General features: G+C 74.0%; 11 protein-coding genes. 5 read left to right on the top strand and 6 right to left on the bottom strand.

The window, feature by feature from the left end; translation table 11 throughout:
• The coding region (locus ACW0Q9_RS23955; RefSeq protein WP_456184910.1) for a winged helix-turn-helix domain-containing protein at positions 1-1,214 on the bottom strand (1,214 nt) is incomplete at its 3' end.
• A gap of 129 nt (positions 1,215-1,343) precedes the next feature.
• Here ACW0Q9_RS23955 and ACW0Q9_RS23950 point away from each other — a divergent pair.
• Positions 1,344-1,895 carry a GNAT family N-acetyltransferase gene (locus ACW0Q9_RS23950; protein ID WP_456184908.1) on the top strand — a complete coding sequence of 184 codons (552 nt, stop codon included), beginning with the start codon at positions 1,344-1,346 and terminating at the stop codon, positions 1,893-1,895.
• Here the strand turns inward: ACW0Q9_RS23950 and ACW0Q9_RS23945 are convergent.
• Entirely contained in the window at positions 1,794-3,104 is a 1,311-nt protein-coding gene (locus tag ACW0Q9_RS23945; protein ID WP_456184906.1) for a glycosyltransferase family 87 protein, read from the bottom strand. The two genes, ACW0Q9_RS23950 and ACW0Q9_RS23945, sit on opposite strands and share 102 nt — an antisense overlap.
• A 35-nt stretch (positions 3,105-3,139) precedes the next feature.
• On the opposite strand from ACW0Q9_RS23945, the gene ACW0Q9_RS23940 reads away from it, so the two are divergent.
• The 3 genes from ACW0Q9_RS23940 (at position 3,140) to ACW0Q9_RS23930 (ending at position 5,197) form a co-directional block, all read left to right on the top strand.
• A complete protein-coding gene (locus ACW0Q9_RS23940) occupies positions 3,140-3,718 on the top strand; it encodes an N-acetyltransferase family protein (protein ID WP_456184904.1) in 579 nt (192 codons plus the stop codon).
• Between the two features lie 36 nt (positions 3,719-3,754).
• A complete protein-coding gene (locus tag ACW0Q9_RS23935; protein ID WP_456184902.1) occupies positions 3,755-4,711 on the top strand; it encodes a sigma-70 family RNA polymerase sigma factor in 957 nt (318 codons plus the stop codon).
• 105 nt (positions 4,712-4,816) lie between these two features.
• Positions 4,817-5,197 carry a VOC family protein gene (locus ACW0Q9_RS23930; protein WP_456184900.1) on the top strand — a complete coding sequence of 127 codons (381 nt, stop codon included), beginning with the start codon at positions 4,817-4,819 and terminating at the stop codon, positions 5,195-5,197.
• A gap of 46 nt (positions 5,198-5,243) precedes the next feature.
• Here the strand turns inward: ACW0Q9_RS23930 and ACW0Q9_RS23925 are convergent, their stop codons facing one another.
• The 4 genes from ACW0Q9_RS23925 to ACW0Q9_RS23910 all read right to left on the bottom strand — a co-directional run bounded on the left by ACW0Q9_RS23925 (position 5,244) and on the right by ACW0Q9_RS23910 (position 9,579).
• Complete coding sequence (locus ACW0Q9_RS23925; protein ID WP_456184898.1) at positions 5,244-6,131, bottom strand: carbohydrate ABC transporter permease; 888 nt, start codon at positions 6,129-6,131, stop codon at positions 5,244-5,246.
• A gap of 1 nt (position 6,132) precedes the next feature.
• A complete protein-coding gene (locus tag ACW0Q9_RS23920; RefSeq protein WP_456184896.1) occupies positions 6,133-7,248 on the bottom strand; it encodes a carbohydrate ABC transporter permease in 1,116 nt (371 codons plus the stop codon).
• A gap of 68 nt (positions 7,249-7,316) precedes the next feature.
• On the bottom strand, positions 7,317-8,564 hold the full coding sequence (locus ACW0Q9_RS23915; RefSeq protein ID WP_456184894.1) for a sugar ABC transporter substrate-binding protein: 1,248 nt from the start codon (positions 8,562-8,564) through the stop codon (positions 7,317-7,319).
• Between the two features lie 25 nt (positions 8,565-8,589).
• The gene (locus ACW0Q9_RS23910) at positions 8,590-9,579 is read right to left on the bottom strand and encodes a LacI family DNA-binding transcriptional regulator (RefSeq protein ID WP_456184892.1); all 990 of its coding nucleotides are present in this window, start codon (positions 9,577-9,579) and stop codon (positions 8,590-8,592) included.
• 146 nt (positions 9,580-9,725) lie between these two features.
• Here ACW0Q9_RS23910 and ACW0Q9_RS23905 point away from each other — a divergent pair.
• Positions 9,726-11,727: amylo-alpha-1,6-glucosidase (locus ACW0Q9_RS23905; RefSeq protein WP_456184890.1), on the top strand; the 2,002-nt coding region annotated here is incomplete at its 3' end.

Here is an 11,727-nt window from a genome sequence, read left to right as displayed (position 1 = left end):
ACGCCCAGCAGGGCGGCGGCCAGCGGGGCGGCCAGGTCGCCGGCGGCGGGTGGGGCGACCGCGTCCAGGCCGAGCCAGCCGGCGAGCCGGTAGAGCTCGGCGGCGAGCGCCACCGCGGTCTCCCCCGGGTCGGCGCCCGGCTCCACCCAGGCCGCCGGCACCAGCAGCACCCCGGCCTTGCGGTCGGCCTTGAGGTCGACCCGGGCGGCGAACCGCTCGCCCTGGAGGAAGGGGAGCACGTAGTAGCCGTAGACCCGCTGCGGCGCGGGCACGTAGATCTCGATCCGGTAGGTGAAGTCGAACAGCCGCTCGGCACGGGCCCGTTCCCATACCAGCGGGTCGAACGGGCTGACCAGGGTGTTGCCGCGCACCCAGCGGGGCAGCCGCGCCTGGGCGTGCAGGTAGGCCGGCTGCCGCCAGCCCGCCACGGTGACCGGGGTCAGCTCGCCGGCCTCGACCAGCTCGGCGATCGCCTGCCGGGCGCCGGCCACCGGCAGCCGGAAGTAGTCGCGCAGCTCGGGCTCGGCGGCCACGCCCAGCGACCGGGCGGCGATCGCCACCAGCGTGCGGTGGGCGTCGCCGGCGCTCGGGGTGGGCGCGTCCAGCACGGCGGCCGGCAGCACCCGCTCGGGCAGGTCGTAGCGGCGGGCGAACGAGGTGGTGCGGTCGGCGGCGGTCACCTCGCCGGCCCAGAACAGGAATTCCAGCGCCCGCTTGACCGTGGACCAGTTCCACCCCCAGTTGCCGGTCTCCCGGGGCGCGTCGTGCTCGATCTCGGCGGCGGTGAGCGGGCCCCGGGCGGCCACCTCGTCGCGCACCCAGGCGACCAGCTCGGGCTGCTCCTCCGCAATCCGGCGCATCCCGCCCCAGGCCTCGTCGTGGGCCTTGGCCATCCGCCAGCGCAGCGCCGGGTGCAGCCCCACCGGGACCAGCGACGCCTCGTGCGCCCAGTATTCGAACAGCTCGCGGGGGCGCCGGTAGGCCGCCGTGTCGAGCAGCGTGGTCGGGTAGGGCCCGAGCCGGCTGTAGAGCGGCAGGTAGTGCGCGCGTTGCAGGACGTTGACCGAGTCCATCTGGATCAGCCCGACCCGGTCGAGCACCCGGCGCAGGTGCCGGCGGGTGGGCACGCCGGTGGGCGCCGGGTCGGCGAAGCCCTGGGCGGCCAGGGCGATCCGGCGGGCCTGGGCGAGGGAGAGCGATTCCGGTGCGGCCATCGTCGGCGACCCTAATCCACCCGTCCGACACGACGACTCCAGGTCGCCGCGCGGCGTCAGACGCGCCGAGCTGGAGTTGTCGCAGTGCGGCGGCTGGACCCGTCGCCGGCCGCGGCATAGAACGGACGGATGCGGACCATCCGCCGGGAGGAACCGGACGACGCCGAGGCGATCGCCCGAGTGCACATCCGCGGCTGGCAGGCCGGGTACGCCGGGTTCATGCCGGCGGAGGTGCTGAACCGGCTGAACCCGGCCGCCTGGGCGCAGCGCCGCCGCGACCTCGGCACGGCCGACCCGGAGCACCCGTTCACCACGCTGGTCGCCGAGGTCGGCGGGGTGGTCGTCGGGTTCACCACGTTCGGGCCGTACCGGATCAACCAGGACCGGGGCGACCTGGACCCGCGGTACGGCGAGATCCTGGCGCTCTACCTGGAGCCGGCGTACTGGCGCACCGGGACCGGGCGGGCGCTGCACGCGGCGGCCCGGGCCGGGCTGGCGGAGCGGGAATGGACGGAGTACCGGCTCTGGGTGCTCGCCGACAACGCCCGGGCCCGCCGCTTCTACGAGCGGGCCGGGCTGTCACCGGACGGGGAGGAGTCGACCTACCCGGTCCCGCTGCACGGCGGGCGCGACCCGGTCCGGCTCCGCGAGCTGCGCTACACCGCCCGGCTCGACGGCTGACCCGGCCGGCCCGCCCCGCTCGGCGAAGCCGCCGCCGGTCGGCGTGGCCCAGCGGCGGATCGGCAGGGCGAGCAGCAGCGCCAGGCTGATCCAGACGTAGGTGTTGCTGCCCAGGAAGCCGTCCACCCCGGTGAAGTCCTTCTCCCAGGACCAGACGATCCGGCTGGTCAGGAAGGCGTACCCGATGAGCGCGGCGGCCAGCAGCAGGCGGCGCCGGCGGCTGCGGGCGGGCGCCGCCATGCCGTTGTCGACCAGCAGGATCAGCCCCGGCAGCAGCCAGACCAGGTGGTGCACCCAGGTCACCGGGCTGACCAGGCACATGGTCGCGCCGGTCAGGGCCAGGCCGGTGGCCTCGTCGCCGGCCGCCACCGCGGCGCGGGAGCGCCAGCCCCAGACCACCAGGGTGGCGAGGACCAACGCCAGCCACGCGACGGTGCTGGGGTGTTCCGGGTCGAGCCGGGCCACCACCCCGCGCAGCGACTGGTTGGAGACGAAGGCCAGCTCGCCCACCCGGTCGGTGTTCCACAGCGCCTCGGTCCAGAATTCCCGGGAGGCGTCGGGAAAGAGCGCGGCGGCCACCAGGGTCGCCGCGGTCGCCGCGCCGATGGCGGTGAACGCGGCCCGCCAGCGGCCGGTGACCAGCAGGTAGACGATGAAGATGCCCGGGGTCAGCTTGATCGCGGTGGCCAGCCCGATGCCCACCCCCGCCCACCGGTCGCGCGCCGGCAGCAGCCGGAGCAGGTCGACCGCCACCAGGAACAGCAGCAGCATGTTGACCTGGCCGAAGTTCACCGTCTCGCGCATCGGCTCGTAGGCGGCGGCCAGGCAGAGCGCCACCGCGAGGACGAACCAGCGGGTCCAGCCGGCGCGGCGGGCGACCGGGTCGAGCAGCCACCAGATGACCACCGCGCTGACCACCACGGTGGCGGCCACGCTCACCGTGATCGCCGCCGGCCACGGCAGGTACGCCATCGGCAGCATGACCAGCGCGGCGAACGGCGGGTAGGTGAAGCCGTACTGGGTGCCGGCCTTGAGGAAGTCGTAGATCTCCCCGCCGTCGTGCACCCAGAAGGTCAGCGCGCCGTAGTAGACCTTGAGGTCGAAGAAGCCGTGCCGCACGGCGGCCACCGAGAGGAACGCGGTCACCGCGACGGCGAGCGCCACCACGGCGGCGACCTGCCCGATCGTCCGCCTGGCACCCTGCGCCACCGTCGCCCTCCTCGCCCTGCGTAGGCTCACGTGCCATGGCTCTCGGGTACGTCCGCCCCGCGCGTCCGGAGGACGCCGGCGAGATCGCACGCCTCCAGCTCGCCACCTGGCGGGTCGCGTACCGCCGGATCCTGCCCCGGCACGTGCTCGACAACCTGGACGAGGCGTACCTCGCCCGGCGGTGGAGCGCCGCGGTGCAGGAGCCGCCCTCGGGCGCGCACCGCGTGCTGGTCGCCGTCGAACAGGCCGAGCAATCGTATCTGGTGGGGTTCGCCGCCTCCGGTCCGGCCGACGCCGAGGCCCTCGCCCCGGGCGAGCCGGCCGAGGCGCTCGCCGACGGCGTGGCGGCGGTGACCGACCTGCTGGTCGAGCCGCGCTGGGGCCGGCGCGGGCACGGCAGCCGGCTGCTCGCCGCGATGGTCGACCACTGGCGGGATGACGGCTTCTCCCGGGCGGTGGCCTGGGCGTTCGACGCCGACGCGGCGACCCGGAAGTTCCTCACCTCGACCGGCTGGGAGCCGGACGGCGCGGCCCGCGCGCTGGACGTGGACGACATGCTGGTCCCCCAGGTCCGCCTGCACGTCGGCGTCCCCGCCGAGCCGGCCGCTTCCTGAGTACGCGCTGTCGGGGGTAGCGCCTACGGTGGGGGAATGACGACCGCACCGGCGCCGGCGACCAGCGACCTGGAGCCGTTCCGGGTCGAGCTGACCGGCTACGCCTACCGGATGCTCGGCTCGGTGTTCGACGCCGAGGACGCGGTGCAGGAGACCCTGCTGCGGGCCTGGCGCGGCCGGGACGGCTTCGACGGCCGGTCCAGCCTGCGCACCTGGCTCTACCGGATCGCCACCAACGTCTGCCTCGACCTGCTGCGCGGGCGCGGCCGGCGGGCGCTGCCGGTCGACCTCGGCGGCCCGGTCGCGCCGGTGGTCGAGTCACTCGGCACGCCGGCCGGCGGCTGGGTCGAGCCGGTGCCGGACGCGGCGGTGCTCCCGGCCGACCCGGCGGAGCTGGCGGTGGCCCGGGAGTCGGTGCGGCTGGCGTTCGTGGCCGCGCTCCAGCACCTGCCGCCCCGGCAGCGGGCCGTGCTGGTCCTGCGGGACGTGCTGCGCTGGCGCGCCGACGAGGTCGCCGACCTGCTCGACGCCAGCGTGCCGGCGGTCAACAGCGCGCTCCAGCGGGCCCGGGCCACCCTGGCCGGGGTGCGTGCCGAGCGGCGCGTCGGTCCGGATCTCGACCCGGTCGACCGCGACCTGCTCGACCGCTACGTGGACGCGTTCCACCGCTACGACGTCGACGCCCTGGTCGCGCTGCTGCGGGAGGACGCGGTGCAGAGCATGCCGCCCTACCGGATGTGGCTGCGCGGCGCGGCCGACATCGGCCGCTGGCTGGCCGGGCCGGGTGCCGGCTGCCGGGGCTCCCGGCTGGTGCGGGTGGCCGCGAACGGCGTCCCGGCCCTGGCGCAGTACCGCGTCGACCCGGCCGGCGGTCACCGGGCCTTCTCGATCAGCCTGCTGGAGTGCGCCGAGGGGCGGATCGCCCGGCTGTCCCACTTCCTGGAGCCCCGGCTCTTCCCGCGCTTCGGGCTGCCGACCCGGCTCGACCCCTGACCCGCCGACGAGAATCCTGACCCGCCGATGAGTTTCCGCCCCGTGGACCGTCCACCCCTGGTAGGCACGACGGAGGCGGCGCACCGGCGGAGTGAGGAGCGGTCGATGTTCAGGGACACGAAGGCGTTCAGCGGGTTCTCGGTGGACGACCCGGACCGCGCGGAACGGTTCTACACCGACGTCCTGGGGTTGCGGGTGTCCCGGGACGACGCGATGGGGGGCCTGCTGACCCTGCACCTGGCCGGTGACCGGCCGGTGCTGGTCTACCCGAAGCCGGACCACCGGCCGGCCACCTACACGGTCCTCAACTTCCCGGTCCCGGACATCGACCGGGCGGTGGACGAGCTGGTCGCGCGCGGGGTGCGGTTCGAGCGCTACGACGGCATGCCGCAGGACGACAAGGGGGTCATGCGGGGCAACGGCCCGTCGATCGCCTGGTTCACCGACCCGGCCGGCAACGTGCTGTCCGTGCTCCAGGAGAGCTGAGCCGGGGCCGGCGGTCCCGGCACGGGGCGGGACCGCCGGCCGCCGGTCAGCCCTTGTCGGCGCCCTCGTTCGCGCCACGGACGAAATAGCGTTGGAAGATCACGAAGAGCACGGCGACCGGGATGGTGGCGAGCAGCGCGGCACCCAGCTTGAGCGGATACTGGGTGCCCTTGCCGAGCGACCCGCTGACCAGGTCGGCCAGCCCCCGGGGCAGGGTGAACAGGTCCGGGTCCTGCACCGACACCAGGCTGTGCGGGAACTCGTTCCAGGAGCCCTGGAACGACAGGATGGTCAGCGTGATGAGGGCCGGCCGGGCCATCGGCAGCACCACCGACCAGAAGGTGCGGAACACGCCCGCGCCGTCGATCCGGGCCGCCTCCTCGACGCTGACCGCCACCGACTCGAAGAACTGCTTCATGATGAAGACCCCGGCCGCGTCGGCGAGCAGCGGCACCACCAGGCCGGCGTAGCTGTCGTAGAGGCCGAGCTGCTTGAGCACCAGGAACTTCGGGATCAGCAGCACCACGCCGGGCACCGCCATCACCGCGATGATCGCGGCGAACAGCCCGGCCCGGCCCCGGAAACGCAGCCGGGCCAGCGCGTAGCCGGCGAGCGAGTCGAAGAAGACCCGGCCGAGGGTGACCAGCACGGTGACCAGCAGCGAGTTGCCCAGCCAGAGCGGGAAGTTGGTGCCCGCGAAGATCCGCTCGAAGCCGGCCAGCGTCACCGGGTCGGGGATCGGCGAGAGCGGGTTCGCCGCCGCGTCCGGCTCGGTCTTGAGCGAGTTGCCGAGCTGGATGACGAACGGGTAGAGGAAGACCAGCCCGAAGGCGATCAGGACCGCGTACCCGAGGATGCGGTTGACCCGGGCGCGGAGGCCGCGGCCGGCGCGGCGCGCGACCGGCGCCGCCGGCCGGTCGGTGAGCACGGCCATGTCAGGACCTCTCCGGTACGCGTCGCCGCCACCACCGGGCCCGCCGGGGCTCGTCCCGGTCGGCCATCACCCGGCGCTGGAGCAGGGTCAGCAGGATGATGATCAGGAACAGGACGAACGAGATGGCCGCCCCGGAGCCGTAGTCGAAGTCGCGGAAGGCGGTCCGGTACGACAGGTACGCCGGGGTGAGCGTGGTCTTGGCCGGGTCGCCCTGGCTCATCACGTACACCTGGTCGAAGACCTGCCAGGAGCCGATCAGGCCGAGGGTGAGCACCAGGAACGTGGTCGGCTTGATGAGCGGCAGGGTGACGTGGCGGAAGCGCTGCCAGCGGGTCGCCCCGTCGAGGGTGCTGGCCTCGTCGAGGGCGACCGGGACGTTCTGCAACGCGGCCAGGAACATCAGCATGAAGGTGCCGGAGGTGGTCCAGATGACCAGGCAGATGATCGACACCATGGCCACGCTCGGCCCGGCGAGCCAGTCCCACCAGCTCAGCCCGAGCGGGCCGCCGGAGGTGAGGGCGTCGGGCGGGGTGTGCATCCCGACGGCGCCGAACACCAGATGCAGCACGCCGCGGGAGTCGGCGAACCACTCCGGGCCGTTGACGCCGAGCAGGCCGAGCAGCTTGTTGACCGCGCCGGAGTTGGCGAACAGGAACAGGAACACCACGCTGATCGCCACCGAGCTGGTGACCGAGGGAAAGTAGAAGGCGCTGCGGAAGAAGCCCTTCCCCTTGAGCAGCCGGTTGTTCACCACCAGGGCGAGGCCGAGGGCGAGCGCGGTCTGCACCGGCACCACGATGCCCACGTAGTACATGTTGTTGCGGATGCTGGTCATGAAGTCCCGGCGGTCCAGCCCGTCCTCGGTGAACAGCCGGGTGTAGTTCTCCCCGCCCACGAACGGCACGTCGCCGGTGAACGGGCTGCCCTGGCCGTTCCAGTCGGTGAGGCTCACCCAGAGCGCCATGAGGATCGGCAGCAGCAGGAAGAGCCCGAGGATCACGATCACCGGCGCGACGAAGAGCCAGCCGGCGATGTTCTCGTTGCCGCGGACGCCGCCGCGGCGGCGTGGCGGCTGCGCCGGCGTGGTCGCCGGGGCGCGCAGCGCGTCGATCGCCATCTCTCCCCTCCCTCCTTGTCCGTGGGAGCCGGCGCGGAGGGGCCCGGTGCGGGCCCCTCCGCCGCCGGTCAGCCGCCGAGCGCCGCCTTGGCGTTCTTGTCGAAGTTGGCGAGGATCGTCTTCGGGTCACCGGTGGCGAGGCCCTGCAGGCCGGCCTCCAGGTCGCGCAGGACGCTGTCCATCTTCGGGGCGTTCACCGGGCCCTGGGCGTACGCGGCGGCCTCGATGAACGGCTTGTCCGCCGGGAAGGCGCCGGTGTACTGGTCGCGGACGGACTGCCGGGACGGCATCACGCCGAACGCCTTGGCGAAGGTCACCTGCTGGTCGCCGGCGGTCATCGCCTCGACGAACTTGACCGCCTGGTCCTTGTACCTGGACTTGGCGGCGATGCCCCAGCACTGGGTGAAGGAGAGGGTGGCCTGCCCCTTCGGGCCGGCCGGCAGCGGCACGACCTTGTACTTCACGTTGGGGAAGTCGTTCTGCAGGGCACCCTTGATCCAGTTGCCCTCGATGGTCATCACGGCCTTGCCCCTGCCGAACGCCTCCCCGGACCAGCCGGCGTCGAGCTGCTTCGGAAACTTCGCGTAGCCGTTGGTGAGCAGCGACTTCACGTACTGGAGGGCCTGGAGGTTCTCCGGGGTGTCGGCGGTGGGCTGCTTGCCGTCCTTGCTCATCAGCCAGCCGCCGTTCTGCACCATGAACGCGCCGATCCGGTCCCGGGTGTCGCCGAGCGCGAGCGCCACCAGGCCCTTCGCCTTGATCTTCTGGCTGACGGCGGTGAGCTGGTCCCAGGTGGTCGGCACGTCGGCGTCGGTCAGGCCGGCCTTCGCCCAGAGGTCCGTGTTGATCTCCAGGGCCAGGGTGGAGAAGTCCTTCGGCGCGCAGTAGAGCTTGCCGTCGTAGGTGAAGGTGGTGCGCAGGCTCTCGTAGAAGTCGTCCTTGTTGCTGATCTTGTCGCCGTACGGCTCCAGCGCACCGACGCTGGCGTAGTCGGCGAAGCGGGTCGCGTCGACGTAGAAGACGTCCGGCGGGGTGCCACCGGCGAGGGCCTGGCCGAGCTGCTGGGTGAGGTCCTGGGCCGGGGTGACCGTGGCGGTGTTGCCGCTGGCCGAGGCCCACTTGGCGGCGGCCTCCTGCACCGCCTTGGTCTCGGCCTCGCCGGAGGAGCCGATCAGGATCTGCAGGCTGGCCGGGCCGCTGGACTGCTTGCTGTCGCTCGCCGAGTCGTCGAAGCCGCTGCCGCACGCGGCGGAGCCGAACAGGGCGACGGCGGCGAAGCCGGCCACCGCCACCCGGGTGAGGGTGCGAGGTGTCATCTGACTCTCCTGGTGGGGGATGTGGTCACGCCGTGTGCCGGAGCACCAGCGTGGGAGTGAGCAGCACATGGGGGTCGGTGGGCTGGCCGTCGAGCAGGCCGGTGAGCAGGTCGACGCAGCGGGCGGCGGCCGCGGCGAGCGGCTGGCTGACGCTGCTCAGCCCGACCGCGGCGGCCACCGGGGTGTCGTCGAAGCCGACGACGGCGACCGGCGCCGTCGCGTCGCGCGCGGCCTGGAGCGCGCCGAGGGCGAGCGAGTCGCTGGCACAGACCACCGCGGTCGGCGGCGCGTCGCCGGCGAGCAGGCCGCGCAGCTCCCGCTCGCCCTCGGCGATGCCGTCCTCGGTCTCCCGCCGCAGACCGGCCACGTCGAGGCCGGCCGCCGTCATGGTGGTACGCCAGCCGGCGCACCTGTCGTCGCCGACGCCGGAGCCGGTCGGCCAGCCGAGGAAGGCGATCCGCCGGTGGCCGGTGTCGAGCAGGTGCCGGGTGACCTGCGCGGTGCCGGTGGCGCCGTCCACGTCGACCCACGGGTGGCCGTCGAGGGCGTCCCAGGGCCGGCCGAAGGTCACGAAGGGCACCTCGCGTTCGGCCAGCCACGCGGTGCGCGGGTCGCCGTGCTTGGTGCCGGTGAGCACGAACGCGTCCAGGTCGTACGCGCCGAGCAGGTCGTCGTAGGTGGCGATCTCCTGGTCGTCGTCCCGGGCCGCGTAGAGCATGACCCGGTAGCCGGCGGCGTCGGCGGTCTCGGTGAGGCCGTGGAGGAACCGGTCGAGCACCGAGCCGTTGATCCCGTCCCGGGTGGGCTCGATGCGGACCGCGATGAGCCGGGACCGGCCGGTCCGCATCTGCCGGGCGGCCTGGTTGGCCCGGTAGCCGAGCGCGGCGATGGCCTCCTGCACCCGCTGCCGGGTCTCCTCGCGGACGATGTGCGGCGCGTTGAGCACGTTGGAGACCGTCTGCCGGCTCACCTGGGCACGCTGGGCCACCGTCGCGATGGTCACCTTTTCAGCCACGAAATCCCTCTCGCCGCCTTGAACGATCCAACTCCGGTGCGGCAGGATTAGATCGTTCAAAGTTTCTGGAATGTTTCGCACTTTGCACCGGCCGGGGCCATCTGTCAAGACGTCCGCGGCCCACCGATCAGCACCGGGAGTTCCCCTTGTCCGAACGCCACCTGCAACCGCTGCTCCACGACCTGGTCGGCGTGGTGCACGCCCCCACCAGCGCGCTGGGCGACGCGGCGGGCCAGATCCGGCCGCACGGCGTCCAGGGCGCCTTCCACGCCGACGCCCGGGTGCTCTCCCGCGCCGAACTGCGCCTCGACGACCGGGAGCCGGAGCCACTGGCCCGGGGTGCGGCCGGGCCGCACGGGGCCCGCTTCGTCGCCCTGGCCCGCTGGCTCGGCGACCCCGCTCCCGACCCGACGGTGCGGGTCGAGCGCACCCGCCAGGCCGGCCCGCACGGCCTCGCCGAGGAGATCGTCGTGTCGTCCACCGCCACCGGCCCGGTCCGCACCACGGTCAGCGTCGACCTCGGTTGCGACCTGGCCCCCATCGAGGTGGTCAAGTCCGGCGGGAGCGGCACGCCGCTGGAGGCGAAGGCCGGCGAGCCGGGCCGGGTCCAGTGGGCCGCCGAAGGGCTCACCGTGACCGTCACCGGCGAGGCGGCCACCGTGGACGCCGCCGGCGACCGCGCCACGGCGCCCCGGCTGAGCTGGCCGGTCACGCTCGCCCCCGGCGAGTCCGCGACGCTGCGCTGGCGGCTCGCCGTCACCGACCCGAAGGCCGTGGTGACCGCCGCCCCACCCGGCCCCGGCTGGTCCGAGCCGGCGGTACGCGCCGAAGACCGCCGCCTGGTCCGGCTCCTCGACCGCTCCCTGGCCGACCTGCGCGGGCTGCGGCTGGCCGAACCGGCCCACCCGGAGGACGTCTTCCTCGGCGCCGGCGTGCCCTGGTTCCTCACCCTCTTCGGGCGGGACAGCCTCTGGGCCGCCCGGATGATGCTGCCGCTCGGCACCGAACTGGCCGCCGGCACGCTGCGGGTGCTGGCCCGCCGGCAGGGCACCCGGGTCGACCCGGCCACCGGCGAGGCGCCCGGCAAGATCCTCCACGAGCTGCGGCGGCACGAGTTCGCCCTGGCCGACGAGGGGCTGCGGCTGCCGCCCGCCTACTACGGCACGGTCGACGCGACCATGCTCTGGGTGGGGCTGCTGCACGACGCCTGGCGCTGGGGGCTCGCCGAGGACCAGGTCGAGCCGCTGCTCCCCCACCTGGAGGCGGCGCTCGGCTGGCTCGGCGAGCACGCCGACGCCGACGGCGACGGGTTCGTCGAGTACGTCGACACCACCGGCCACGGCCTGGCCAACCAGGGCTGGAAGGACTCCGGCGACGCGGTGCGCTTCCGGGACGGCCGGCTGGCCGGGCCACCCATCGTGCTGGCCGAGGTGCAGGGGTACGCGTACCAGGCCGCGATGAACGGGGCCGACCTGCTCGACGCCTTCGGCCGCCCCGGCGCCGACCGCTGGCGCGGCTACGCCGACCGGCTCGCCGACCGGTTCCGCGCCGCGTTCTGGGTCGACGGCCCGTACGGCCCGCAGCCCGCCCTGGCGCTCGACCGGGACAAGCGCCCGGTGGACTCGCTGACCAGCAACATCGGCCACCTGCTCGGCACCGGGCTGCTGTCGGACGCCGAGTCGGCGCAGGTCGCCGCCCTGCTGTCGACCGAGGCCCTCGCGGGCGGCTTCGGGCTGCGCACCATGTCCACCGACGACGCCGGGTTCAGCCCCTTGTCCTACCACTGCGGGTCGATCTGGGCGCACGACACCGCCATCGTGCTCGGCGGCCTGGCCCGGGCCGGACACCGCGAGGCGGCGCTCCGGCTCGCCGACGGCCTGCTCGCGGCCGCCGAGGCGTTCGACTACCGCCTCCCCGAGCTGTACGGCGGGGACGACCGCGCGACGCTCGGCCGGCCGGTCCCGTACCCGGCGGCGTGCCACCCGCAGGCCTGGTCGGCGGCGTCGGCCGTGCTGCTCCTCCAGGCCGGCCTCGGCCTCTACCCCGACGTGCCCGCCGGCCGCGTGGACCTCCGCCCCCTGGCCGGCCCCGAACTCGGCGCCCTCACGGCCGAGGGCCTGCGGATCGCCAACACCCCGGTCACCGTGA

This window comes from Micromonospora sp. I033, assembly GCF_053890995.1.
The sequence above is the reverse complement of the archived record's forward strand: the minus strand, read 5'-3'. Positions and strand labels throughout refer to the sequence as shown.

What these genes read in the sequence shown, in the direction of transcription:
- ACW0Q9_RS23950 (WP_456184908.1), top strand. Translation starts at nt 1,344, where the DNA reads ATGCGGACCATCCGCCGGGAGGAACCGGACGACGCCGAGGCGATCGCC.
- ACW0Q9_RS23940 (WP_456184904.1), top strand. Translation starts at nt 3,140, where the DNA reads ATGGCTCTCGGGTACGTCCGCCCCGCGCGTCCGGAGGACGCCGGCGAG.
- ACW0Q9_RS23935 (WP_456184902.1), top strand. Translation starts at nt 3,755, where the DNA reads ATGACGACCGCACCGGCGCCGGCGACCAGCGACCTGGAGCCGTTCCGG.
- ACW0Q9_RS23930 (WP_456184900.1), top strand. Translation starts at nt 4,817, where the DNA reads ATGTTCAGGGACACGAAGGCGTTCAGCGGGTTCTCGGTGGACGACCCG.
- ACW0Q9_RS23925 (WP_456184898.1), bottom strand. Translation starts at nt 6,131, where the DNA reads ATGGCCGTGCTCACCGACCGGCCGGCGGCGCCGGTCGCGCGCCGCGCC.
- ACW0Q9_RS23920 (WP_456184896.1), bottom strand. Translation starts at nt 7,248, where the DNA reads ATGGCGATCGACGCGCTGCGCGCCCCGGCGACCACGCCGGCGCAGCCG.
- ACW0Q9_RS23915 (WP_456184894.1), bottom strand. Translation starts at nt 8,564, where the DNA reads ATGACACCTCGCACCCTCACCCGGGTGGCGGTGGCCGGCTTCGCCGCC.